This is a genomic window from Burkholderia sp. APQ4-4ca (assembly GCF_057837105.1).
The window spans coordinates 172,939-197,486 of sequence record NZ_JBYQCG010000072.1 but is presented as its reverse complement, the minus strand read 5'-3'; the positions used below and the strand labels follow the sequence as shown (position 1 = coordinate 197,486).

At 68.2% G+C, this 24,548-nt stretch carries 18 protein-coding genes; 11 read left to right on the top strand and 7 right to left on the bottom strand.

Annotated features, from left to right (window positions below; all coding sequences use genetic code 11):
• Window positions 1-28 precede the first annotated feature (28 nt).
• Window positions 29-592, top strand: coding sequence for an isochorismatase family protein (locus AC3IFE_RS06940; RefSeq protein ID WP_089469980.1), 564 nt, complete (start codon window positions 29-31; stop codon window positions 590-592).
• Entirely contained in the window at window positions 589-2,046 is a 1,458-nt protein-coding gene (locus tag AC3IFE_RS06935; RefSeq protein ID WP_489190000.1) for a DHA2 family efflux MFS transporter permease subunit, read from the top strand. Before AC3IFE_RS06940 ends, AC3IFE_RS06935 begins: the two co-directional genes overlap by 4 nt.
• A 148-nt stretch (window positions 2,047-2,194) precedes the next feature.
• Here AC3IFE_RS06935 and AC3IFE_RS06930 read toward each other — a convergent pair whose 3' ends face one another.
• A complete protein-coding gene (locus tag AC3IFE_RS06930) occupies window positions 2,195-3,913 on the bottom strand; it encodes a SulP family inorganic anion transporter (protein ID WP_489189999.1) in 1,719 nt (572 codons plus the stop codon).
• 462 nt (window positions 3,914-4,375) lie between these two features.
• Here AC3IFE_RS06930 and AC3IFE_RS06925 point away from each other — a divergent pair, with 462 nt between their 5' ends.
• The gene (locus AC3IFE_RS06925) at window positions 4,376-5,617 is read left to right on the top strand and encodes a mechanosensitive ion channel family protein (RefSeq protein ID WP_089469983.1); all 1,242 of its coding nucleotides are present in this window, start codon (window positions 4,376-4,378) and stop codon (window positions 5,615-5,617) included.
• A gap of 58 nt (window positions 5,618-5,675) precedes the next feature.
• On the opposite strand, the gene AC3IFE_RS06920 is transcribed toward AC3IFE_RS06925, so the two are convergent.
• The gene (locus AC3IFE_RS06920) at window positions 5,676-7,097 is read right to left on the bottom strand and encodes an aminotransferase-like domain-containing protein (protein WP_489189998.1); all 1,422 of its coding nucleotides are present in this window, start codon (window positions 7,095-7,097) and stop codon (window positions 5,676-5,678) included.
• 152 nt (window positions 7,098-7,249) lie between these two features.
• On the opposite strand from AC3IFE_RS06920, the gene AC3IFE_RS06915 reads away from it, so the two are divergent.
• A complete protein-coding gene (locus AC3IFE_RS06915) occupies window positions 7,250-9,574 on the top strand; it encodes an FdhF/YdeP family oxidoreductase (RefSeq protein ID WP_489189997.1) in 2,325 nt (774 codons plus the stop codon).
• Window positions 9,575-9,586: 12 nt separating this feature from the next.
• Window positions 9,587-10,507: a bestrophin family protein gene (locus AC3IFE_RS06910; protein ID WP_489189996.1), complete on the top strand. Its 921-nt coding sequence runs from the start codon at window positions 9,587-9,589 to the stop codon at window positions 10,505-10,507.
• A 24-nt stretch (window positions 10,508-10,531) separates the two neighbouring features.
• Here AC3IFE_RS06910 and AC3IFE_RS06905 read toward each other — a convergent pair whose 3' ends face one another.
• Entirely contained in the window at window positions 10,532-12,562 is a 2,031-nt protein-coding gene (locus tag AC3IFE_RS06905) for an FUSC family protein (protein ID WP_489189995.1), read from the bottom strand.
• A gap of 146 nt (window positions 12,563-12,708) precedes the next feature.
• On the opposite strand from AC3IFE_RS06905, the gene AC3IFE_RS06900 reads away from it, so the two are divergent.
• The 4 genes from AC3IFE_RS06900 to AC3IFE_RS06885 all read left to right on the top strand — a co-directional run bounded on the left by AC3IFE_RS06900 (window position 12,709) and on the right by AC3IFE_RS06885 (window position 17,879).
• Window positions 12,709-13,611 (top strand): LysR family transcriptional regulator, encoded by a 903-nt coding sequence (locus tag AC3IFE_RS06900; RefSeq protein ID WP_089469988.1) that lies wholly within the window; start codon window positions 12,709-12,711, stop codon window positions 13,609-13,611.
• Between the two features lie 382 nt (window positions 13,612-13,993).
• A complete protein-coding gene (locus AC3IFE_RS06895; RefSeq protein ID WP_089469990.1) occupies window positions 13,994-15,553 on the top strand; it encodes a DHA2 family efflux MFS transporter permease subunit in 1,560 nt (519 codons plus the stop codon).
• Window positions 15,554-15,821: 268 nt separating this feature from the next.
• A complete protein-coding gene (locus AC3IFE_RS06890) occupies window positions 15,822-16,154 on the top strand; it encodes a sugar ABC transporter ATPase (protein WP_089470589.1) in 333 nt (110 codons plus the stop codon).
• Between the two features lie 135 nt (window positions 16,155-16,289).
• Window positions 16,290-17,879, top strand: coding sequence for an ABC transporter substrate-binding protein (locus AC3IFE_RS06885; protein WP_489189994.1), 1,590 nt, complete (start codon window positions 16,290-16,292; stop codon window positions 17,877-17,879).
• A gap of 360 nt (window positions 17,880-18,239) precedes the next feature.
• Here AC3IFE_RS06885 and AC3IFE_RS06880 read toward each other — a convergent pair whose 3' ends face one another.
• From AC3IFE_RS06880 to AC3IFE_RS06865, 4 genes are all read right to left on the bottom strand, one after another.
• Window positions 18,240-19,547 (bottom strand): Nramp family divalent metal transporter, encoded by a 1,308-nt coding sequence (locus AC3IFE_RS06880; protein WP_089469992.1) that lies wholly within the window; start codon window positions 19,545-19,547, stop codon window positions 18,240-18,242.
• Window positions 19,548-19,642: 95 nt separating this feature from the next.
• Window positions 19,643-20,899, bottom strand: a complete 1,257-nt coding sequence (locus AC3IFE_RS06875) for an oxalate decarboxylase family bicupin (protein ID WP_089469993.1) — start codon at window positions 20,897-20,899, stop codon at window positions 19,643-19,645.
• 318 nt (window positions 20,900-21,217) lie between these two features.
• The gene (locus AC3IFE_RS06870; RefSeq protein ID WP_489189993.1) at window positions 21,218-22,552 is read right to left on the bottom strand and encodes a type II toxin-antitoxin system HipA family toxin; all 1,335 of its coding nucleotides are present in this window, start codon (window positions 22,550-22,552) and stop codon (window positions 21,218-21,220) included.
• Window positions 22,553-22,555: 3 nt separating this feature from the next.
• Window positions 22,556-22,804, bottom strand: coding sequence for a helix-turn-helix domain-containing protein (locus AC3IFE_RS06865; protein WP_050012821.1), 249 nt, complete (start codon window positions 22,802-22,804; stop codon window positions 22,556-22,558).
• 253 nt (window positions 22,805-23,057) lie between these two features.
• Here AC3IFE_RS06865 and sapR point away from each other — a divergent pair, with 253 nt between their 5' ends.
• Both sapR and ddpX read left to right on the top strand, forming a co-directional pair.
• Window positions 23,058-23,945, top strand: coding sequence for a sap1 transcriptional regulator SapR (gene sapR / locus AC3IFE_RS06860; protein ID WP_489189992.1), 888 nt, complete (start codon window positions 23,058-23,060; stop codon window positions 23,943-23,945).
• Between the two features lie 16 nt (window positions 23,946-23,961).
• On the top strand, window positions 23,962-24,525 hold the full coding sequence (gene ddpX, locus AC3IFE_RS06855) for a D-alanyl-D-alanine dipeptidase (protein ID WP_489189991.1): 564 nt from the start codon (window positions 23,962-23,964) through the stop codon (window positions 24,523-24,525).
• Window positions 24,526-24,548: the final 23 nt, after the last annotated feature.

The following is a 24,548-nucleotide window of genomic DNA, read 5'->3' as shown; positions in this document are numbered from 1 at the left end:
TCTTCGCCCTTTCCCCCGGAGCCCCATCATGAGCGCAACCCGTCTCGACACGAACACGGCGCTGGTCGTCATCGACCTGCAGAAAGGCATCGTCGCCCTCCCCACCGCGCATCCGGTCGCACCGGTGATCGCCCACGCCCGCGAACTGCTCGACGCATTCCGCGGCCGCGGCCTGCCGGTCGTGCTGGTCAACGTCGCGGGCGGCGCGCCGGGCCGCACGCAGCAGCAGGTGCGCCTGGACGCCCTGCCGGCCGACTGGACCGAACTCGTGCCCGAACTGAACCGCCAGCCAGGCGACCACGTCGTGACGAAGCGGACCTGGGGCGCGTTCACCGGCACCGGTCTCGACGCGCATCTGAAGGCAGCCGGCGTCACGCAGATCGTGCTGGCCGGCGTCGCGACGAGCATCGGCGTCGAATCGACCGCGCGACAGGCGCACGAACTCGGCTACAACGTGACGCTCGCCGTCGACGCGATGACCGACCTCAACGCGGACGCGCACGCCAACAGCGTCGAGCGGCTGTTCCCCCGCCTCGGAGAAACGGGCACGACGCAGGACATCGTCGCGCTGCTCGACCGGCGCGGCGCGTGAGCGACGAACGCAGACAGCCGACGCCGGGCCATGCGATCGGCCGGCTCGCCCCGTCGATCTGGAAAGTCAGCGCGGTCGCGACGCTCGGCTCGCTGCTCTCGCAGCTCGATGCGACGATCGTCAACGTGTCGCTGTCGAGCCTCGCGACCGACCTGCATGCGAGCCTGTCGACGATCCAGTGGGTGACGAGCGGCTACCTGCTCGCGCTGACGCTGGTGCTGCCGCTGAGCGGCTGGCTCGTCGACCGCATCGGCGCGAAGGCGCTGTACCTGTGGTGCTTCTCGGCGTTCACGCTCACGTCGGCGCTGTGCGGGCTCGCGTGGTCGGCGCCGTCGCTGATCGCGTTCCGCGTGTTGCAAGGCGTCAGCGGCGGCTTGCTCGCGCCGATGGCGCAGATGATGATCGCGCGCGTCGCCGGCCAGCAGATGGCACGCGTGATCGGCTACGCGGCGGTGCCGGTGCTGCTCGCGCCGATCCTCGGCCCGGTCGTGGCCGGCGCGATCCTGCAGCACACGTCGTGGCGCTGGCTGTTTCTGGTGAACCTGCCCGTCGGCGCGCTCGCGCTCGCACTGGCGGTGCGGTTCCTGCCCGGCGACCGGGACGATGCGCCGCGGCGCGAACTCGACTGGATCGGCCTCGCGTTGCTGTCGCCCGGCCTCGTGCTGTTCCTGTACGGCATCGAGCGGATCGGCTCGATGCCCGGCATCGCGGCGGTCGCGGGCGCGGCGCTGCTGCTCGTCGCGTTCCTGCGCGTCGAGCGCCGCCAGGGCGAGCGTGCGCTGATCGATCTCGCGCTGTTTCGCTCGCGCGTGTTCGGCGCGGCAGCCGGCACGCAATTCCTGTCGAACGGCGCGCTATATGCGGGCCAGATGCTGATTCCCGTGTTCCTGATCCAGGCGTGCGGGCGCTCGCCGGGCGAAATGGGCTGGCTGCTCGCGCCGCTCGGGCTCGGCATGCTCGTCACCTATCCGTCGATGGGCGCGCTGACGAGCCGGTTCGGCGTACGCCGGCTGGCCGCCGCCGGCGCCCTGCTCGCACTCGCCGCCACGCTGCCGCTCGTGTTCCTCGCGCTGACCGGCTACGATCCGCTCGTGCTCGTACCGGCGCTGTTTCTGCGCGGCATGGGCCAGAGTGCGATCGGCGCGCCGTCGATCGCCGCCGCGTATGCGTCGGTCGAGCGACGCGACCTGCCGATGGCGACCACGTCGCTCAATATCGTGCAGCGGCTCGGCGGTCCGACGTTCACGACGCTATGCACGCTGTTTCTCGCGTGGCGGCTGCACGCCGAATCGACGGCGGCGGGCGGCACGCAAGCCGTCGCGTATGCGTGGGCGTTCGGCCTGCTGTGCACGCTGCATGCGGCGAGCTTCGTGACGACGCTGCGGCTGCCGTTGCGCTCGGCCGGTGCAGGCGGCGACCGACGGGCCGGCAACGCGCCGGCCGGTTCGCGCTGAATTGGGCGCCGCGCCGCACCGCGTGCGCGGTTTCCCGCTACGGCAACCACATCGGCGCGATCGACACCGCAATGCGGCCGGCAACGCACGTTCCCCAGTCTGGAAAAACGCATTCGTTGGGCTGGCCCGTTGTTCGCGGGAACGATCCCTACACCGTGTCCGGCTCCTGCCGCGCGGGCGTCGTGCCCGCCGCCTCCAGCGCCTGATGCAGCGTGGCGAAGATGCTTGACGCGCCGACCGCCTCGGTGATCCCGTGACGATCCATGTCCGCGCGCAGGTAGCGGTTCACGCGCCCGAACAGCACGCCGATTCCGCGCGCATGCAGCGCCCTGACGAGATCGACCAAGGTCCGCGCGGCCGAATAGTCGACGTCGGTGATCGCGCCCGCGTCGACGACGAACCAGCGCGTCGGCACCGGCGCCGCGTCGACGAGCTCGGTCACTTCCGCAGCGAACAGGTGATCGTTCGCGAAGAACAGATCGGAGCCGAACCGGTAGACGATCAGCCCGGGCGCCGTCATCACGCCGCGCCGGGTGGGCACCGGCTGCCACCGTCCGTTGCCGGCGACGGGTTCGAGCACCATCGTATGCGGCCGGTAGCTGTGCCGCACGTGCCGCATCAACGACAGCGCGACGGCCAGCAGGATGCCGTGCTCGACCCCGATCGTCACGACCGCCGCGGCCGTGATCATCGCGAGCGTGAATTCGCCGGGGCTTTCCCGGCGGATCGCCGCGAGGCTGCACACGTTGATCAGCCCGAGCGCGATCGTGAACACGATGCCGGCCAGCACCGCATGCGGCAGGTACTGCAGATACGGGCTGAAGAACAGCAGCACGACGGCGACGACCGCGGCGAACGCGAGATGGCCGATCTGGCTGCGCACGCCCGCGCCGTCGGCCATCGCCGTCTGCGTCGGGCTGCCGTTGACGATGAACGCGCCGCCGAGCGCCGCCGCCGCGTTCGCGGCCGCGAGGCCGAGGATGTCGGCATTGGTGTCGACGTCCTCGCCGTACTGCTGCGCGAACACGCGTGCGGCGGCCGCGCTCTGCGCGATGATCATCACGAAGCACGACGCGGCGACCGGCACGAGATCGAGGAACTGCTGCCACGTGACCGATGGCCAGCGCAGCGGCGGCAACCCGCCCGCCACGGGCCCGAGCACCGCGATGCCGTGCGCGGCGAAATCGAATGCCGCGCTCGCGGCGATGCTGCCGGCGACCGCGATCATCGGCATCGGCACGCGCGGCAGGAACCGCTTGCACGCGAGAATCGCGACGACGACGAGCGCCGCGAGCGCGAGCGTCGGCCGGTGCGCATGAAGCAGGTGCGTGGCGACGTAGTCGAGTTGCGCAAGGCTGCGCGACGCCGGGTACGGCACGGGCAAGCCGAGCATGTCGCCGAGCATCGCGATCGACACCTGCACGCCGACGCCGGCGAGAAAGCCGACCAGCACCGTGCGCGACAGGAAATCGGCGAGAAAACCGAGCTTGAAGATGCGCGCGAGCAGCAGCATCGCGGCGGTCAGCAACGCGACCATGCCGGCGAGCGCCGCATAGTCGGCGCTGCCGGCCGGCGCCATCGACGATAGCCGGCTCGCGAAAATCGTCGCGGTCGCCGAATCGGCGGCGACCACGAGATGGCGCGACGCGCCGAAGCATGCGAACGCAACGAGCGGCAGGCATACCGTGTAGAGCCCCGTGACGGCCGGCATGCCGGCGATGCGCGCGTAGCCGAGCACCTGCGGGATGTCCATCGACGCGAGCGACATGCCCGCGAAGATGTCTCGGATGGCGCCCGCGCGGCGGATCGGGAGGATGCCTTTCAGCAGCCATACGCGTGACGGACGGCTTTCGTTGGAATCTTGCATGCGTGAAATGCGTGAGGTCGAGTGACGGGGGACGCGAACGGGTGCGCGACGATGGTGCGTGTCGCTCACCTCGCCGGAAGGGCCGGACAGGCCGCACGCCAACGCGAGCGGCACACCGACGACGCCGGCGACGTCCGCATGATTGCATGGATCGCGGATCGTGCGTAGCGAAGCGCAAAGCCCTGCCGTCATGGCTTCCGGCCGAATGCATGCTGGCGGGTGACGCGTCCGGCAACCGGCTCGCACGCCGGCTCGCGGTGATGTCGATTCGAGGCTCGCCTTCACCCCGATGCAGAGGATACCTGCGCAATGGTGAGCCGATTCGGGAGCCGCTCGCCCCGCCTTCACGGCACGCATCCGGAACCCGCTGGCACAATCACGGTCCCTTTCATGTGCCCTTCATCGGGCGCGGGCCGCATCGCGGCGCCGATTCAACGCACGAGAAGGCCCCTGTCCGCCCCTATGACCCTGAACGAATCCTGGTTTGCGCCGCTCGTCGGCATCCTCGTCCTGCTCGCCGCCGCCGGCGCGATCACCGCCGTCGTCCACTTCCTGCTGTTTCGCGTGGTCGCACGGCTCGCGCGACTGTCCGCCACGCGCGTCGACGACGCGCTGTTCGAATTCGGCGCCTTCAAATGGCTGAACCGCATCGTCCCGTTCGTCGTGATCAAGCTCGGGCTCGGCGCGGTGTCCGGCATTCCCGGCCTGGTCGCGCAGGTGGTCGACAAGGTGCTGTTCGCGCTGATCGTGTTCCTCGTGACGATGACCATCAGCGCGACGCTGTCCGCGCTCGAACACGCGCACCGCACCGCTCAACGCGATCAGCCGCGCCTGTCGCTGAAAGGCGCGATGCAGCTCGTCAAGCTCGTGATGTTCATCACGGCCGCGCTCGTCGTGATCGGCGATGCGACCGGCAAGCAGATCGGCCTGCTGCTGTCCGGCATCGGCGCGATGTCGGCGGTGCTGATGCTGATCTTCAAGGACACGCTGCTCGGCCTCGTCGCCGGCGTGCAACTGTCGTCGAACGACATGCTGCGGATCGGCGACTGGATCACGATGCCGTCGGCCGGCGCGGACGGCACGGTCATCGACATCACGCTGAACACCGTCAAGGTCGCGAACTTCGATCACACGATCATCACGGTGCCGACCTGGAAGCTGATCACCGAGAGCTATCAGAACTGGCGCGGCATGACCGAGGCGGGCGGGCGCCGCATCAAGCGCGCGCTGTTCATCGATGCGACGAGCGTGCGCTTTCTCACGAACGACGAGATCGAACGGCTCGAACGCCTGACGCTGCTGAAGGACTATCTCGAGGACAAGGTCGACGCGATCGAGCAATGGAACGGCACGCTCGGCGCGGCCGGCGACTGCCCCGCGAACCGCCGCCAGCTGACGAATCTCGGCACGTTCCGCGCGTACGTCGCGAACTACCTGAAGGGCCATCCGCGCATCCGCCGCGACATGACGAACATGGCGCGACAACTGCCGCTCACGGCCGAAGGCATTCCGCTCGAACTGTACTGCTTCACCGATACGACGACGTGGGTCGACTACGAGACCATCCAGGCCGACCTGTTCGACCACCTGATCGCGGTGCTGCCGGAGTTCGGGCTGCGCGTGTACCAGCATCCGTCGGGCTTCGACATGCGCCGGATGGTCGACGCCGCGCAGCCCGGGCTGCAGGCGCCGCGCGCGGCGTGATACCGGCCACGGCGGCAGGCCGCCGGCCGCCGCCTGCCCTGCCGGCGGGCGGCAACGCTCACCGCGCCGCGCACTCCGACGCGAGCCGCCCCAGCACCTTCAGCGCATCCTCGATCTGCCGCGACCACGGGTAGCTGTAGTTGAGCCGGATGAAATGCCGGTAATCGGTGCTGGCCGAGAACATGTGCCCGGGCCCGACCGTGATCCGCCGCGCGAGCGCCAGCGTATACAGCTTCATCGCATCGACCCGCGGCGGCAGCTCGACCCATAGCACATACCCGCCCTGCGGCTGCGACAACCGCGTGCCTTCCGGGAAGAAGCGCCGCACCATCGCGCTCATCAGGTTCGCCTGCTGCGCGTACTGCTTGCGCATGCGCCGCAGATGAAAATCGTAGCCGTCGTGTTTCAGGTACTCGGCGATCGCGAGTTGCTCGATCGCGGGCGTCGCGAGCGTGTTCAGGAATTTCAGCTTCTCGACCTGGTCGCGGTAACGGCCCGGCATCGCCCAGCCGATCCGGTAGCGCGGCGACAGGCTCTTCGTGAACGACGCGCAATGCAGCACCAGCCCGTCGCGATCGAACGACTTCAGCGCGCTCGGCGCCGTGTCGCCGAAGTGCAGCTCGTGATAGACGTCGCTCTCGATCGCCGGCACGCCGTGCTTCGCGAGCAGCTCGACCAGCGCGCGCTTGCGCGCATCGGGCATCTGGAAGCCGAGCGGATTCTGGAAATTCGGCATCACCATGCACGCGGCGATGCGCTCGCGCGCGAGAATCCGTTCGAGCGCGTCGAGATCGATGCCGTCGCCCGGGTGCGTCGCGACTTCCAGTGCACGCATGCCCATCCGCTCGATCGCGTGCAGCATCGCGTAGAACGTCGGCGACTCCACCGCGATCGTGTCGCCCGGCTTCGCGACGGCCTGCAGGCACAGGTTGATCGCCTCGGTCGCGCCGATCGTCATCACGATCTCGCCCGGCTCGACCGCGACCCCGCGCTCCGCATAGCGCCGCGCGATCTGGCGGATCAGCTCCTGGTTGCCCGGCGGCAAGTCGTCGATCACGCCCCAGCGCGTGCGCCGCCGCCCGATCGCCTGCGCATAGCGCGCGAGACGCTGCACCGGAAACTGCGACGCGTCGGGATACGGCGAGCCGACCGGCACCGCGTCGTCGCGCGCGATCGAGCGCAGCGTCGACAGCACGAGCCGGCTCACGTCCACGGCCGACGGCTCGGCGGCCGGCGCGGAGACATGCAGCTCGGCCTCGGCCGGCGCCGCCGCGCGCGCCCGCACGAAGTAGCCCGACTGCGGCCGGCTTTCGATCAGGCCGCGGCTTTCCAGCACGAGGTACGCGCGCAGCACGGTCGTGACGCTGAGCTGCTGCTGCCGGCTCGCGTGCCGCACCGACGGAATCCGCTCGCCGGGCCGGTACACGCCCCGCTCGATCTGCGCCTGGAGATCGTCGGCCAGTTGTTCGTAACGCTTCACGCGCCTCCCTTTCAACTTCCCTTCAGCAACACAGTTGCGATCCGCACGGGATGAATGGCCGAAACTGTACTCTTTTTTGAAGTGAACAGGTGTACACACAGCCGTACGGGCGCCGCGCGTACTCTGCACGCATCGACCCCGACACCTGCATCATGAAAACGAAATCCGCCACCGCGCGCATCGAACCGTACACCCACCCGGCCGCCGGCTGGGGCGCGCTGAAAGCCGTCACGATCAACCTGATCAAGGAAAAGGTCGCCGGCGGCAACTACCGCACGCTGCTGCGCCAGAACCAGCCGGACGGCTTCGACTGCCCGGGTTGCGCATGGCCCGACCGCCAGCACGCGTCGACGTTCGAATTCTGCGAGAACGGCGTGAAGGCCGTGGCTGCGGAAGCGACGAGCAAGCGCGTGACGCCCGAATTCTTCGCCGCGCACACGGTGACCGAACTGCTCGAACAGTCGGATTTCGAGCTCGAACAGCACGGCCGGCTCACCGGCCCGATGGTGTACGACGCGCAGGCCGACCGCTACGTGCCGATCGCATGGGACGATGCGTTCGCGCTGATCGCGCGCCATCTGCGCGCGCTGCCCGACCCCAACCAGGCCGCGTTCTATACGTCCGGCCGCGCGAGCAACGAGGCGGCGTTCCTCTATCAATTGTTCGTGCGGCTGTACGGCACCAACAACTTCCCCGATTGCTCGAACATGTGCCACGAGGCGACGAGCCGCGGGCTGCCGGCGTCGGTCGGCGTCGGCAAGGGGACCGTCACGCTCGACGATTTCGAGCATGCGGACATGCTGCTGATCTTCGGCCAGAACCCGGCGACCAATCACCCGCGGATGATGGGCGAGCTGCGCGAGTGCGCGAAGCGCGGCGCGACGATCGTGTCGATCAACCCGCTGAAGGAGCGTGGGCTCGAGCGCTTCGCCGATCCGCAAAGCCCGCTCGAGATGCTGACGATGTCGGGCACGAAGATCGCATCGACGTTCATCCAGCCGACCATCGGCGGCGATTTCGCGCTGATCAAGGGAATGGCCAAGCGCGTGCTCGAACTCGACGACGCCGCGCGCGCCGCCGGTGCGCCGCGTGTGCTCGACACCGCGTTCATCGACGCGCACACGGCCGGCTTCGACGCGTTCGCCGACGATCTGCGCGCCGAAAACTGGTCCGCGCTGACGGCCGAAAGCGGCGTGCCGTACGAGCAGATCGACGCGCTTGCGCAGCGCTATGCGCGCAGCGAACGCGTGATCGCGACGTGGGGCATGGGCATCACGCAGCACAAGCATTCGGTCGCCACGGTGCAGATGCTGACCAACCTGATGCTGATGCGCGGCAACATCGGCCGCCCCGGCGCCGGCCTGTGCCCGGTGCGCGGCCACTCGAACGTGCAGGGCAACCGCACGGTCGGCATCGAGGAAAAGCCGTCGCAGGCGTTCCTCGACCGGCTCGGCCACGTGTTCGATTTCGAACCGCCGCGCCATCACGGCTACGACGTCGTCGAGACGATCGAAGGCATGCTCGACGGCCGCGTGAAGGTGCTGATCGGTCTCGGCGGCAACTTCGCGATGGCGACGCCGGACACGCCGCGCACGTGGGAAGGCATGCGCCGCTGCGCGCTCTCCGTGCACATCACGACGAAGCTGAACCGCAGCCATCTGATCCACGGCCGCGACGCGCTGATCCTGCCGACGCTCGGCCGCACCGAGATCGACCTGCAGGACAACGTCGCGCAAGGCGTGACGGTCGAGGATTCGATGAGCATGGTCCACGTGTCGTACGGGATGAACAAGCCGGCGTCGCCGAACCTGATGTCGGAGCCCGCGATCGTCGCGCACATGGCGCACGCGCTGTTCGGCAGCGGCAAGATCGACTGGCTCGCGTACAAGGACGACTACGCGAAGATCCGCGACGCGATCGAGGCGACGCTCGACGGCTTCCATGACTACAACACGCGCATCGCGCGGCCCGGCGGCTTCCACCTGCGCGTGGCGTCGCGCGACCGCGAATGGCTGACGCCGACGGGCAAGGCGAACTTCATCGCGCATGCGCTGCCGACCGACACGCCGATCCAGCGCGCCCGCGCGCTGCACGGCGAACGGCTGATGACGCTGATGACGACGCGCTCGCACGACCAGTACAACACCACCGTGTACGGGCTCGACGACCGCTACCGCGGCGTGTTCGGCCAGCGCCGCGTGGTGTTCGTCAACCGCGACGATCTCGCGATGCTCGGCCTCGCGGCCGGCGACTGGGTCGACATGGAAACCGTGTGGCACGACGGCATCGAGCGGCGCGCGAACGGCTTCCTGCTCGTCGAATACGACATCCCGCGCGGCTGCATCGGCGCGTACTACCCGGAAACCAACCCGCTCGTGCCGCTCGACAGCGTGGGCGACGTGTGCAACACGCCGACGTCGAAGTCGGTGCCCGTGCTGCTGCATCGCGCGGCCGCGCCGGCCTCGATCGCCGCCTGACGGAGCACGACGATGATCGTTCGTCCGCGCGAGCACTGGCTGCGGATGCTGCTCGTCTGGAATGGCTCGGTGCTGCCGACCATCCTGCCGCAGCTCGTGCTGACGCTCGCGATCAGCCTCGTCGCCGTGTGGGGCGGCGGCCGCGTGCTCGGCGAGAAGGTGCCGCTGAACCCGACGCCGTTCACGCTGATCGGCCTGACGCTCGCGATCTTCGCCGGGTTTCGCAACAACGCGAGCTACGAACGCTATCGCGAGGGGCGGCAACTGTGGGGCGGTGTACTGACCGCCACGCGCACGCTGGTGTCGCAGGCGCTCTGTTACGGCGCGGTCGACCGCGACGACGCGTCGCGCCGCGCGTTCGTGCGCACGGTCGTCGCGTTCGTCCATGCGCTCAAGCATCAACTGCGCGGCACCGATCCGGCCGCGGACCTGCGCGGGCTGCTCGACGGCGCCGCCTATGCGCGCATCGCCGCGTCCCGGTTTCGCCCGGTCGTCATCGTGCACGCGCTGCGCGAAGCGTTCGCCGCGCGCGCCGACGCCGGCCAGCTCGCCGACACGCGACTGTGGATGCTCGATGCGCGCCTCGACGAACTCGTCGCGATGGTGAGCGGCTGCGAGCGCATCGCATCGACGCCGATTCCGTTTTCATACGACGTGCTGCTGCACCGGACCATCTACGCGTATTGCGTACTGCTGCCATTCGGTCTCGTCGATTCGATCGGCGCGGCGACACCCTTCGTCACGGTTTTCGTCGCCTATACGCTGATCGCGCTCGACGCGATCGCACATGCGATCGCCGAGCCGTTCGGCAACGGGCCGAACCACCTCGCGCTCGATGCGATGACGCGGCAGATCGAGCGCACGCTGCTCGAACTGAACCGCGAGCCGCTGCCGGCCGAAGTGACGCCCGGCCCGTCGTACCGCCTCACCTGACCCGCCTCACCTGACTCGCGCCGCTCAGTCGCGGCGGCCGCGCAGGAAGCCGTCATGCTCGGCGGCGGCGTCCGCGATCCGCCGCAGCAGGACGATGCCGCCCAGCAATGCATGCGCGGCGTCGCCGTCGCGCGCGGCCACGCGGCGTCGCAACAAGCGGGCGGCGGCGTCGCAGGTCTGCTCGAGCCGCGCGAAATCCGCTCGCGCGACGCGCGCGCGCACCGCGGCCGCCGCGCGGTGCGCGGCCGGCTCGCGCGTGGCCAGGTCGGCGAGCGACAGCACGCTGTCGCCGAGCCCCCAGATCGCGAGCAGGTCGCGCATGTCGCGCTCGATCAGCGTCTGCGGCAGGCTGCCCGCGAAACCGAGCTCGCGCGCGAGACGGTCGGCCGTGCGGCTCAGCCATACGCTCGCCGGCCACGCACGCGGATCGCGTGCGATGGCGGCCAGATCGCGACGCACCGCGCGGTGCAGACGCCGTCGGCTCGTGCCGGCATCGCCGGGAAACACCAGCGCGAAGATCAGCGCGCCGAACGCGATGCCGAGCATCGTCGCGAGCGCGCTGTTCAGGAACGCGGCGTCGCCGATGCGCGTCGTGTTGTCCGGCGACGTGAAATTCCAGAAGAAGATCGAGAACGCGCTGCCCATCGCGGCCGTGCGCGGATGGCGCATCGCGATCCCGGTGCCGATCAGGAACACGCCCAGGATATAGGCGAGCATTTCGAAACCCGACACCGCCGGCAGCAGGATGAAGTTGCAGACGACGCCGGCGATCGCCGCGCATGCCGAGCCTTTCAGGAAGCCCACGGCCGCGCGCACCGAGTTCGGACGGGTCGAGAACAGCGCGCCGACCACGGCCGTGATCGCGACGAAACCGCCGCCTGACGGCCACGCCGTGAAAATCCAGATCGCCGACGCGGCCAGCACCGCGATGAACGCGCGCAGGCCGTTGCGCCACGCGAGCACCGGATCGCGGTGGAACGCGTAGCGCACCCGCGAAGGCGGCAGCTCGGGCCGGTCGAGCAGCGCCTGGCTCGCCCACGCGCGATCGAATCCGCCGAGCAGCGCCGCCAGCCGGTCGAGCGTGAGCAGGCGCGACGTGTCCGGCGCAGCCGGCGCGGCGGCCTCGGCGCGCAGCGCATCGTTCACGCGTGCGCGCAGTGCGGCCATCTCCGGCGCCGCGTCGCCTGCCGCGGCGATACCGTCGAGCACACGCGCGACCTCGTCGACCAGCGGGTCCGGCGCGTCATGCGCGCGCGCCGCATGCTCGCGGATCGCCTGCGCGGCCGCCTGCGCCGTCAGCACGCCGAGCGCCGCCGCGCGCAAATGGCCGATCGCGCGACGCACCGACGGTGCGCCGGCCGCCGCATATTCCGCCGCGGTGTCGAGGTCGAGTGCGTCCGCGAACAGCCGGTGGACGGCCGCGCCATTCGGCTCGCGGCGCAGCGCGCCCGCGCCGAGCGCCACCGCGCGCTCGAGATAGCGCGCGAGCCGCGTCCGGACTTCGTCCAGCGGCACGCCCGGCGCGAATACCGTTTCGAACAGCGCCCCGCACAGGATGCCGACCACCACGTATAGAAATCGCGCGACCGCGATATCGAACGCGTGCAGCGGCGCCGATACCGCATCCATCGCGATGATCGCGGCCGTATAGCCGGCGAGCACCGCCGCATACGCGCGGAAATTCCGCTGGAACGTCGCGACGCCCGCGCACAGGCCGATCCACGCGGCGAGCGCCGGCAGAAACAGCTCGGGCGTCTGCGCGAACGCGCCGGTCAGCGCGAGCGCGACGGCCGCACCGATCGCGGTGCCGAGAATCCGGTACTGACTCTTCGACAGCCCCATCCCGCGGCTGCCCTGCGCGACGATCCACACCGTCGACGCGGCCCATTTCGGATCGTCGAGATTCATCCGGAATGCGATATAGAGCGCGAGCAGCGACGCGGCCGTATTGCGCAGCGCGAATGCAAGCGCGCCGGGCGGCAGCGTCGGCCGCGCGTCGCGCAGCGCGGCCCGGACGGCCGCGAGCGGCGGCATGCTGGGGAAGGCGAATTTCATCCGGCGAGCATACGATCGCGCGCCGGCCGCCACTAAGCGGCGGCGGCGGGATGCGTTATTGCGCCGGGCGGGATAATCGGCTCGACCTGCAGCGATCCGGCCCGTGACGGTAAGATGCGCGCAGGCCGAACATTGAAACGAATCGCATGGACCTCGAGAGCATCCGGATATTCCTGCGCGTGGTGGAGCGCGGCAGCTTCACCGGCGCCGCCACACAACTCGACATGCCGCTCAGCCGCGTGAGCCGCAAGATCAGGCAGCTCGAGGACGACCTCGGCGTCCAGCTGCTGTACCGCACGACGCGCCGCGTGTCCGTCACCGAAGCCGGGCGCGACTATTACGAACGCTGCCTGCGCGCCGAGGAAATCCTGCTCGACGCGGACCGCCAGGTGCGCGCGCTGCGCACGGAGCCCGAAGGCACGCTGCGCGTGCTGGTGCCCTACGCGATCGGCCTGTTCGAACTGGAACCGGCGCTCGCCGAGTTTCGCCGGCGCTATCCGCTGGTCCAGCTCGTGCTGATCTACGACAACAGCGCGCTCGATCTCGTCGAACACGGCTTCGACGTCGCGCTGCGCACCGGCGTGCTGACGGATTCCGGCTACGTCGCCCGCTCGCTCGGCTGGTCGCACGCGAAGTTCGCGGCCAGCCCGCACTATCTCGACCGCGCCGGCCGGCCGCATACGCCGCAGGATCTCGCCGATCACGACATCCTGTTCGTCGGCCGCGACGTGCCCGGCCTGACGCTGCGCCTGACCAACGCGGCCGGCGACGTGGCCGACGTGCCGGTACGGCCGGTGCTGATCTCGAACGAATCGGTCACGGTGCTGCGCCAGGCCGCGAGCGGCGGCGGCATCGCGCTGATTTCGACCCACTTCACCACACGGCGGATCGAGAACAACGAACTCGAAATCGTGCTGCCCGACTGGCATCGCACCGACGACGTCGAACTGCACGCGTTGTACCCGAAGCGCGCGACGCTCGACAGCAAGGTGCGCGCGTTCGTCGAATTCCTGACGGAAGTCTTCACTGCGTGGCGGACGGCGGCATAGCCGCGCCGTCACCCCATCGCACGACGGGCAATCGATGCACGTCCGCGGCATTATTGCGGCGCAGGAAAGGAATTAATGAGCACGCGGGCGTTGATCGCCGTTCGCCGCATCGTTAGCCTGTGCCGATGAAAAACGACCACACACGCCACGGCAGCCACCTGAGCGCTGCCCGCCGACGCGTCACGCGCGTCGCGCCTTCCTGACCGGCCTGCCTGCTTGCCGAAGCCGTCACGGCTTCGCCGATCCGATCCCACGCCTGAACCGCACGCCGCGCGCGAGCGGCGTCCGCTTGCCGGGCCGCGCGCACGTCGCGCGTGTCCGCACGCGCGTGCGCCGTCGGCGCATGCGCCCCGCGGGCCACCTTTCATCACGCAGGAACACCATGTCATCTCCGTCACCCCAGGCGCCGCTGTCGGGCAGCAAGCTCGCGATCGGCACGATCGCGGTATCCCTCGCGATGTTCATGAACGTGCTCGATTCGTCGATCGCGAACGTCGCGATCCCGACGATCTCGGGCGACCTCGGCGTGTCGGTCGACGAAGGCACGTGGGTGATCACGATCTTCGCGGCCGCGAACGCCGTGTCGATTCCGCTGACGGGCTGGCTCACGCAGCGCTTCGGCCAGGTGCGCCTGTTCGTCACGTCGATCCTGCTGTTCGTGTTCGCGTCGTGGCTGTGCGGGATCGCGCCGAACCTGCCGACGCTGCTCGCCGCGCGGATCCTGCAAGGGGCGGTGGCAGGACCGCTCGCGCCGCTGTCGCAGGCGCTGCTGCTCGGCGCGTGGCCGCGGCAGAAGTCGTCGACGGCGCTCGCGCTGTGGTCGATGACGGCGCTCGTCGGCCCGATCGCGGGGCCGTCGCTCGGCGGCTGGATCACGTACGACTACAACTGGTCGTGGATCTTCTACATCAACATTCCGGTCGGTTTCTTCGCGGCGGCCGTCACGTGGTTCGTGTTCCGCGATCGCGAGTCGGCCACGCGCCGCCTGCCGATCGACACGGTCGGCCTGCTGTTGCTCGTGCTGTGGGTCGCCTCGCTGCAGATCATGCTCGACAAGGGCAAGGATCTCGACTGGTTCAACTCGCCCGTGATCGTCGCGCTGGGCATCGTCGCGCTGATCGGCTTCGCGTTCTTCCTCATCTGGGAGCTGAACGAAGCCAACCCGATCGTCGACCTGCGGCTCTTCACGCAACGCAACTTCGCGGGCGGCACGATCGCGATCTCCGTCGCGTACGGGATGTTCTTCGGCACGCTCGTGCTGCTGCCGCAATGGATGCAGGGCTATCTCGGCTACCGCGCGGTCGATTCGGGGCTCGCCACCGCGCCGCTCGGCGTGTTCGCGATCCTGCTCACGCCGCTCATGGGGCGCCTGCTGCCGCGCACCGATCCGCGTTATATCGCGACGACGGCGTTCGTCGGCTTCGCGGTCGTGTTCATGATGCGCACGACGTTCTACACCGACGTGTCGCGCTGGGATCTCGTGCTGCCGACGCTGCTGCAAGGCATTCCGATGGCGATGTTCTTCGTGCCGCTGACGTCGATCATCCTGTCCGGGCTGCCGCCGGACAAGATTCCGGCCGCGGCTGGCCTGTCGAATTTCGGCCGCACGTTCTGCGGCGCGGTGGGCACGTCGCTGATCAGCAATGCGTGGAACGACCGCACGATCCTGCATCACGTGCGGCTCACCGAACAGGCGAGCGTCACCAATCCGGTCTTCACGCAACAGCTCGACACGTCCCGTTCGCTGCTGCACCTGAGCCCCGATTCGGCGCTCGCGTTCTTCAATGCGTCGGTCGATTCGCAGGCGGCCGTGATGGGATTGAACGACATCTTCTACGTGTCGGCGATCATCTTCGTCGCGATCATCCCGCTGATCTGGATCACGAAACCGGTGCGCTCGGGCGGCGGCGATGCCGATGCGGCGGCGGCCGGCGCGCATTAATCCGCATGCGCGGCAGCAGCGCGACGACCGGGCGATCCGCCGCTCACGGCGACAACGGGAGCAAACGCGCGTCCGACAGCGGGCGCCGGTTGTATCGAATCGTTTCAACGCGCCGACGGCGTCGAATGCTGCGGGTATACTCCGTCGTCAGCCGCCTGCCGTGTCGTCGTCCGTCAAAAACGGCCCGATTCCGGGCGGTTTCGTCGCGAAGCTTCGCGTTTCGCTCCCCCGCGCCCCAGCCTCGATACGAGACACCCGACGACCGACCATGAAACGATTCCTGCTGCTCCTTCCCGCCGCCCTGCTCGCCGCCTGCGGGTCCGCGCCCTCGTCCGAGTCGGCCGCCTCGGGCGCCGCGCCGATGATCTACGTGTCGTCGCAACGTCCGGCCTACGCGGTCGCGAACTGCCTCGACAGCCGCCTGTCGGGCACGGAGCAATCGCAGCACAACGGCGTGACCGACATCGCCGTCGGCTCGAATTCGTACTTCGTCACGCTGACGCCGTCGGGCAACGGCTCGGTGATCAAGGTCGTGCGCGGCTCGGGCAACGAACCGGCCGAGGAAGCGATGCGCTTCGCGGTCGCGCGCTGCGCGATCTGACATCCTTCGGCGCCGGGCGCCTGCCCGGCCCACCTGCCTGCCGCTGCGCGCCACGCGGCGCGCCTGCCGAATATTTTCATCCGAACGGCCGTCGATGAGAGAATCGCTCCACGATTCCCTTTCAACGGAGCCCGCATGAAGCACCTGCTGTCCCGGCTGTTCGTCAGCGCCGCGCTCGTCGCGCTTGTTCCGGCGCTGCCGGCGCAGGCTGCCACGCCGCCCGGCATCTTCGTCGTCGCCACGCAACTCGGCGAATTCACGACCCTCGACCCGAGCGGGATCTACGAGCTGGTGCCGTCCGAATACGTCGCGAACACCTACGAACGGCTGGTGCGCGTCGACCTGAAGGACCCGACGCGCTTCGACGGACAGATCGCGCAATCGTGGACGGTCGGCGCCGACGGCGTGACCTACACGTTCAAGCTGCGCCCGGGCCTGACGTTCCATTCCGGCAACCCGGTCACCGCCGACGACGTCGCATGGTCGCTGCAGCGCACCATCCTGCTCGACAAGGGGCCGGCCGGCGTGCTCGCCGATCTCGGCCTCACGAAGGCGAACGTGGCGCAGAAGGTGCGCGTGGTCGATCCGCAAACGGTCGTGCTCGAAACCGACCGCAAGTACGCGCCGAGCTTCGTGCTCAACGTGCTGAGCGCGTGCCCGGCGTCGGTCTTCGACAAGAAGCTGCTGCTGTCGCACCAGCAAGGCAACGATTTCGGCAGCGGCTGGCTGCGCACCAACGACGCGGGCTCGGGCCCGTACCAGCTCGTCAAGTGGACGCCCAACGAGAGCATCGTGCTGCAGCGCTTCGACAAATACCGCACGCCGTACCCGATGAAGCGCGTGGTGCTGCGCCACGTGCCCGAAGCGTCCGCACAACGGCTGCTGCTGGAGAACGGCGATGCCGATGCCGCGCGCAACCTGAGCCCCGACAGCCTCGCCGCGCTGTCGAAGGCCGGCAAGATCAAGATCGCGTTGTGGCCGGTGTCGGCGCTGCTGTACCTGAGCCTGAACACGAAGAACCCGAACCTCGCGAAGCCCGAGGTGCAGCAGGCGATGAAGTGGCTCGTCGATTACGACGGCATTCAGCGCAACATCGTCAGCACGACCTACAAGGTGCATCAGACCTTCCTGCCCGAAGGCTTCCTCGGCGCGTCGAACGCGCGGCCGTACAAGCAGGACGTCGCGAAGGCGAAGGCGCTGCTCGCGAAGGCCGGCTTGCCGAACGGTTTCGACGTGACGATGGACATGCCGAACGACTATCCGTACCTCGAGATCGCGCAGGCGCTGCAGGCGAATTTCGCGCAGGGCGGCATCCGCGTGAAGCTGATCCCGGGCGACGCGAAGCAGGCGATCGGCAAGTACCGCGCGCGCCAGCACGACATCTTCGTCGGCGAATGGTCGCCCGACTACATGGACCCGAACAGCAATGCGCGCGGTTTCGCGTGGAATCCGGACAACTCGGACCAGTCGCCGACCAAGATGCTCGCGTGGCGCAACAGCTGGGACATTCCGCAACTGACGAAGGACACCGAGGCCGCGCTCGTCGAGCCGTCGCCCGCGAAGCGCGCGCAGCGTTACGAAGCGCTGCAGAAGGCCGTGCTCGCGAACTCGCCGTTCATCATCATGTTCGAGAAGGTCGTGCAGGTCGCCACGCGCCCCGGCGTGACCGGGCCGGAAATCGGGCCGATCAACGACCTCGTGTCATACCGCACGCTCGCGAAATAATCGCGGCCGCCCGCGCGCGTGGCCACGCCGCCGCGCGGGCAATCCGCCGCGAGCCGCCGTGCCGGCGCCGGGCGCCTATGCGCTGCCATCGGCCGCTTCATCGAGGCCGCCGCGTATTGCGCGCGCCATCCGCAGATCCGCAAGCGCGTGCTGTCCGACGCGGGCATCCGGTTCTGCGCGCCGCTGTTCGACCTGTTCTCGCGGATCGGCGACGACCGGCTCCACGTGTGCGCCGACCCGCTGTTCTGCACGTTTGTCGTCACGCTGCGCGCGACGAGCCTCGGCGGCCGCAGTGCAACGCGATCCGGCGGCGGCGCGAAGCGCCGGACACGCGGCAGCAAGCTGCCGGCCGGTCCCCGTTCAATTGAATGCCGCCCATACCAGGTACGCGTTCAGCCCGACGATCACGACCGTCGCCGCGCCGGCGACGATCCGCAGCGGCATCCGCATCGCGTAAGCGCCCATCACGTCCGTGCGTGCCGACAGCATCAGCAGCGCGATCATCGGCATCGGCAGCACGAAGCTCAGCACGACCTGGCTGACCACCATCGCGCGCGTGACGTCGCAGCCGAGCGCGACCACCACGAACGCGGGCGCGATCGTCACCGCGCGCCGCACCCAGATCGACATGCGGCGGCGGATGAAGCCCTGCATCACGACCTGCCCCGCCATCGTGCCGACCACCGAGCTCGACACGCCGGAGGTCAGCAGCGCGACGAGAAACAGCGCGCCGGCCGCCGGCCCGAGCACGGGAATCAGCGTGTGATAGGCGTCGCCGATGTCGGTCATGCCGGGCGCGGCCGCGTGAAACGCCGACGACGCCATCATCACCATCGCGAGATTCACGAAGCCGGCGAGCCCCAGCGCGATCACGACTTCGCGGTTGGAGAACCGCACGAGCCGGCGCCGCTCTCCGTCGTCGCGCGGCGCGGTGCGATCCTGCGTGAGGCCCGAATGCAGATACAGCGTGTGCGGCATGATCGTCGCGCCGATGATCCCCACTGCGATCGTCAGCGCCGCATGATCCGGAATCTGCGGGACCACCAGATGGAACGCGGCGGCATGCCAGTCCTGCGGCGCGATCAGCAGTTCGCCGAGATAGCACGCGCCGATCACGCCGACCAGCGCCGCGATCGCCGCTTCCAGCGGCCGGAAGCCGCGTTTTTCGAGCGCGAGGATCGCGCAGGTCGCGAACGCGGTCGCGATCATCCCCGCGAACAGCGACAGGTGGCACAACAACCCGAACGCGAGCGCGCCGCCGAGGAATTCGGCGAGATCGGTCGCCATCGCGGCGATCTCCGACGCGATCCACATGCCCCACACGACCGGCGCGGGAAAGCGGTCGCGGCACAGCTCGGCGAGATTGCGGCCGGTCACGATGCCGAGCTTCGCCGACATCGCCTGGAACAGCATCGCGATCGCGTTCGCGGCCAGCACGACCCACAGCAGCCGGTAGCCGTACGCGGCGCCGGCCTGGATGTTGGTCGCGAAGTTGCCGGGGTCCATGTAGCCGATCGACGCGATCACGGCCGGGCCGACGAACGGCAGCAGCGCGGCGACGCCGGTGCGGCGCCCTTCCAGCGCGGCGCGCGCCGCGCCGTCGGTATGCTCGATGGACCGGCCCGGCAGCGCGAAGCCGCCGGCAGGTTTGCTCGGGACGGGAATCATGGTCAGTATTCCGTTCGAATGAGGAGGACCGATTCGAGGTTCACCCCGCCACGGCCAGCAAGCCGCGTGCCGGCCACGGCAGGACGCCGGCGGCGTTACAGCGGCACGACGTCGGGACGATTGCGCGGAAATTGCGCGATCACGTCCGGCGCGACGTTCAGGTGCGCTTCGACGAGCTTCGGCGGCGTGTGCGCGAGCCAGTCGGACAACGACACCTCCGCATAACGGTCGGTCTTGAAGATCTCGAGGAACACGAGGTCGGTCTGGCCGGTGTTCTGCACGTAGTGACCGAGGCTCTTCTTCACATAGCCGACGTCGCCCGCGCGGAAGTCGGCCGTCTGCGCCTTCGGCCCCGTGTCGAACACGGTCATCCGCGCCTCGCCTTGCAGGTAGTACTGCCATTCGTCCGCGTTCGGGTGCCAGTGCAGCTCGCGCATGCCGCCCGGATGCACGGTGACGAGCGCCGCCGCGACGGTCGTCGACACGTTGAAGTTGGTGCTGTCCGCGATCCGCACCTCGCCGCCGCGCGTCTTCCTGACCGGCTTCATGTCGCCGAGCGAAAAGACGAACGGATGCGGCGGCGCACCGGCCGACGCGGCCGACGCGCGCTGCGCGTCCGCCAGCGGGCCCGGTTCGTCGCCCTGGAAGATCCAAAGATTGTCGAGCGGCACGTTCCTGAACGCGTCGGCCGGCACGCCGAAGTTCAGCGCGAGCACGTCGGGCGGTGTATGCGCGATCCAGTCGGTCAACAGCAGCGTGTTGAATTCGGACGCGCGACCGTTATCGAAGGCGAGCAGGAATTCGGCGCCGTCGCTGCCGAGGCCCTGCAGCGAATGCGGCAGGCCGGGCGGGAAATACCAGAGATCGCCGGTCTTGACGTCCTGCACCGACGGCCGCCCGAGTTCGTCGAGCACAGTGATCCGGCAGCGGCCGTCGAGCATGATGGCCCACTCGGCCTGCTGGTGCCAGTGCATCTCGCGAATGCCGCCGCGCGTCAGCCGCATGTTGACGCCGGAAATGGTTTCGGAAATCGCGAAATCGTCCTGCGTCACTTCGCGTGCCCATCCGCCATTCTGAATGCGTTTATGGGCATTATTGAAAGACGCCCAGAATAACGGCATCCCGTTGATATCGGTAGCCGGCGGATCCTGAAAAGACGGGAATTGATTGGCGATGGCCGGATTTTTAGGCCCCGGGTCGGTCAGGCTCTGCCGGTTGCGGGCATTCACCGCGCCTTCCGGCGGGCTGTCCGGGTTACCGAACGAAGCGGCCTTCGCCGTTACCGCAATGCCCGCGGCCGCAATGGCGCCGGCCGTATTCGTCAACATCCTGCGTCGAGAAAGATTCGTCATGATTTCCTCTTCATTTCTGTCATCGAGAGAATTCCCATTACGGAATACCTGCCGTTTTCGAATGATCGAAAATCGAACATCCCGTGACGCAAGTTAAATCCATATTCATCTAAAAATTAAATGAATTATTAACCTGAATTAATGACTGAATGTGATCGGCTTTAATTTTGTAATTGTTGCGATGCAGCAGAGGATGAATGTCGGGAAGAAGGGATCGATATGCGCGCCGGTCGATGGCGGCCCCATGCCATCGACCGGAACGGGAAAATGCGGATGCGCCGGCTTTCACGTGCCCGGACCGGCCGGGCCGGGACCGGGTCACGCCCGCGGCATGTCGGCAAGTCGTTGCGCGGCGAAGCGCAATCCGCCGAGAATGCGTTCGGCGATCCTCGCCGGAAAGCCGGCCGGCAGCGCCGCGCCGACCGATTCGATCACGTGCGGCGTCGACGCCATGAGTCGTTCGACGATCGGCGTAGCGATGTCGCCAAGCAGGCAATACTCCGCCATCGCAGTGAAGTGGCGGCGCGTAATGTCGCGCATCGCATAGTGCTTGCGCTTGCCGTGCACGGCCATCGCGAGCTTCGCCTTGTGCCACGACCACTGGTTCGCGCCATCCCCCTCGACCGGCCAGATCGACATCACGTCGTAGAGCGGCGTCAGACGGAAGCGGCCACCCGGCAGCAGGCGCAGGCTGAAGTTCTTCGCATGCCCGTCCGGTGCGGCGAGCATCCAGAACACCACCAACGCGGTGAACAGCGTGTCGAGGTCGGCCTGCGCCGTTTCCGACCGGCGGAGGATGCCGGCTAGATCGGGCACGCCGGGGCCGCCCTGCGCTTCGTATTTCAGATGCGGCGGCACGCCGAGCGCCTGGCAGAAATCCTCTTGCGGCAAGCGCAACAGCCATCCGCCGTCACGATGCAGCGCGCGATCGAAGCGCGCGACCGACAACACCTTGTGTTCGCCGAAATGCAGGATGTCGGCCTGCGCCGTCGGCAAGCCGAACGCGCGCAGTATCGCGAGGCACAGCCACTCGTTTTCGACGGATGTCGTCAGATCCGCACGCTTGTTGCCGACCAGCCCGAGCGGCAACTTGAGGATATGCGTGGTCGGCGTCGCGCCATGCGGACGCATCCACCGCCCGTCGTGAAACAGCAGCGCGGTCTTTTCCTGCGCGCCGGCCAGCGACAGGCGGAAGTCGTCATCGTCCTGCGCGCCGCCCGCCGCCCCGCTCGCCTGATCGAGTACGCGTGCCACGTCGTCGTCGGACAACGGCGTACCGTCGATCCGGTCATGGCCGGCCGGGGTTTCATCCTCGCCGAGCAACTGCACCGCGCCGATGCAGTCCCGGCCGAGCGCCGCGAGCAGATCGAACGGCTCGGTCGTCGCCGTGCCGAACCGGGACGCAAGCCGGCGCCGAATCGCGTCGCTGTCGGGCAGCAGATTGTCGAAGTAGTGATTGACGCGCTCGCCGCGCAACGGCGCAGGGCCGATGCCGAACGGCAGCGACAGCGACAGCGGGCGGCCGGCATCCGACTGTTTCCAGCCGGCGTCGTACAGCAGTTCCATGTCGCCGCGCGCGGGAATCCGCCAGATTCCGACCCGCACGCCATTGGCCCAGATCGATAGCGCGCGGCTGTGCGATTTGCGCCCCATCGATTACCACTCGACGTTGGCAGCGTCGCGCCCGTCCTTCGTGCGGATGCTGAGCTCGAGACCGTATAGCGCGGTCAATTCGAGCAACTGCTTGAGCGACAGGCTTTCGGTGCGGATCGTTTCCAGCGACGACAGGCGCGATTGGCCGACGCCGATGCGTGCCGCCGCCTCGGCTTGAGTCAGCCCCTTGGCCTGACGCGCGGACGACAGGATTTCGCCCAGTTGAGCAGGGGTATTGACGATGAGATTCACGGCGGAGGTCCTGTATGCGATTCATGCAGTATATCTCTGACAGGCATAAGCACAAATTATCTCTGACAGAGATAAACGGAAAATATTCCTGTCAGAAATATTTTACACGCCGGTGCGTTGCTCCCCCGTCATTGCACGCACGCCCCCCTATCGTCCACTGCCGCCCCATAGTTTTTATCCGCTGGCGCGAATGATTTTGGCTTTGTCAGATAGATGACATCGAATCATCAAATGACAACGATCTAACATCTCGATGACCTGCGCCTTCGCCCACACCGTCGAATCCCGCTTTGCCGAGTTGACGCCGACCGCAAAGCGCATCGCGAGCTACATGCTCGCGAACCTCGATCGGCTCGGGCTCGAAACCGCCGACCAGATCGCGCAGCAGACCGGCACCAGCGGCATTTCGGTCGGGCGTTTCCTGCGCAGCATCGGTTACCGGAATCTCGACGACCTGAAACGCGAACTGCGCGGCGGCGGCGACCGCCCGTGGATGATCACCGACCGCCTCGACGAGTACCGCCGCGCCACCGCCACGCCAACGACCGTCGGCGAGCGCGACGGCCATCGCGGCGACGGCACGCTGGCGTCGTCGCTCGAGCGCGAACTCGACGCGATCCGCCACGTGTACCGGCTCGCCGAAGAACCGGTGTTCGCGCAGGTCGCCGACCGGATCGCGCATGCCGATGCCGTATTCATCCTCGGCATCCAGTCGACCCGCGGCATCAGCAACGCGTTCAGCAGCTACCTCGAATACCTGCGCCCGCGCGTGTTCTATTCCGACGGCCAATCGGGCTCGTACGTCGATTCACTGAATTCCGAGTTCGAACGGCCGTACTGCATCGTCACCGACACGCGCGCCTATTCGCGCAGCGCGCGCCGCTATTGCCAGGCCGCCGCCGAACGCGGCCAGCCGTTCGCGCTCGTCACCGATCTGTATTGCCCGTGGGCGCGCGAGTGGCCGGCCGATCTGCTCCAGGTGAAGACCGACGTCGGCCAGTTCTGGGATTCGCTCGCGCCGCTCACCTGCCTGTTCAACCTGCTGATCACCGCCGTGGTCGACCGCCTCGGTCCCGCGATCGACCGGCGCGTCGCGCGCAACCGCGAACTGCAGCGCACGTTCGACCAATTCGAATCCTGAGCGAACCGCACCGCCGATGAACCGTCACCGCCTCGTCGAAATCACGCCCGCCACGCATCGCGTCCAGATCGATCTCGTCTACGCGACCGAACGCAACCTGACCGGCAAGCCGATCTACCGCCACGCGCACTGCCTGCTGCTCGAGCCGGCCGAAGCCGCGCTGCGCCGCGCGGTCGACGTGGCCGCGCAGGCCGGCTTCACGCTGCGCATCTACGACGCGTACCGCCCGCCTCAGGCGCAGCAGGTGCTGTGGGACTTCCTGCCGGATCCGAACTTCGTCGCCGATCTCGGCCGTGGATCGAACCATAGCCGCGGCACCGCGCTGGACCTGACGCTCGTCGGCGCGAACGGCGAGCCGCTCGACATGGGCACCGGCTTCGACGAGATGGTGGCCGCGTCGGGCCACTTTCACGCGGGGTTGCCCGAGCCCGTGCAACGCAACCGGCTGCTGCTGCTCGGCGTGATGCACGCGGCCGGCTTCGCGCACATCGACAGCGAGTGGTGGCACTACGAACTGCCCGGCTCGCACGCGCTGCCGCAGATCGACAATGCCGCGAGCGGCCCGTGGCGGTTGATGTGACGACGCGGCACGCCCCCTTTTTC

Excerpts from the sequence above, each read along its gene's own strand:
- AC3IFE_RS06900 (WP_089469988.1), top strand. The coding sequence starts at position 12,709 with ATGGACCTCGAGAGCATCCGGATATTCCTGCGCGTGGTGGAGCGCGGC.
- AC3IFE_RS06930 (WP_489189999.1), bottom strand. The coding sequence starts at position 3,913 with ATGCAAGATTCCAACGAAAGCCGTCCGTCACGCGTATGGCTGCTGAAA.
- AC3IFE_RS06915 (WP_489189997.1), top strand. The coding sequence starts at position 7,250 with ATGAAAACGAAATCCGCCACCGCGCGCATCGAACCGTACACCCACCCG.
- AC3IFE_RS06910 (WP_489189996.1), top strand. The coding sequence starts at position 9,587 with ATGATCGTTCGTCCGCGCGAGCACTGGCTGCGGATGCTGCTCGTCTGG.
- AC3IFE_RS06925 (WP_089469983.1), top strand. The coding sequence starts at position 4,376 with ATGACCCTGAACGAATCCTGGTTTGCGCCGCTCGTCGGCATCCTCGTC.
- AC3IFE_RS06880 (WP_089469992.1), bottom strand. The coding sequence starts at position 19,547 with ATGATTCCCGTCCCGAGCAAACCTGCCGGCGGCTTCGCGCTGCCGGGC.
- AC3IFE_RS06895 (WP_089469990.1), top strand. The coding sequence starts at position 13,994 with ATGTCATCTCCGTCACCCCAGGCGCCGCTGTCGGGCAGCAAGCTCGCG.
- AC3IFE_RS06890 (WP_089470589.1), top strand. The coding sequence starts at position 15,822 with ATGAAACGATTCCTGCTGCTCCTTCCCGCCGCCCTGCTCGCCGCCTGC.
- AC3IFE_RS06875 (WP_089469993.1), bottom strand. The coding sequence starts at position 20,899 with ATGACGAATCTTTCTCGACGCAGGATGTTGACGAATACGGCCGGCGCC.
- sapR (WP_489189992.1), top strand. The coding sequence starts at position 23,058 with ATGACCTGCGCCTTCGCCCACACCGTCGAATCCCGCTTTGCCGAGTTG.
- AC3IFE_RS06940 (WP_089469980.1), top strand. The coding sequence starts at position 29 with ATGAGCGCAACCCGTCTCGACACGAACACGGCGCTGGTCGTCATCGAC.
- AC3IFE_RS06870 (WP_489189993.1), bottom strand. The coding sequence starts at position 22,552 with ATGGGGCGCAAATCGCACAGCCGCGCGCTATCGATCTGGGCCAATGGC.
- AC3IFE_RS06905 (WP_489189995.1), bottom strand. The coding sequence starts at position 12,562 with ATGAAATTCGCCTTCCCCAGCATGCCGCCGCTCGCGGCCGTCCGGGCC.
- ddpX (WP_489189991.1), top strand. The coding sequence starts at position 23,962 with ATGAACCGTCACCGCCTCGTCGAAATCACGCCCGCCACGCATCGCGTC.
- AC3IFE_RS06885 (WP_489189994.1), top strand. The coding sequence starts at position 16,290 with ATGAAGCACCTGCTGTCCCGGCTGTTCGTCAGCGCCGCGCTCGTCGCG.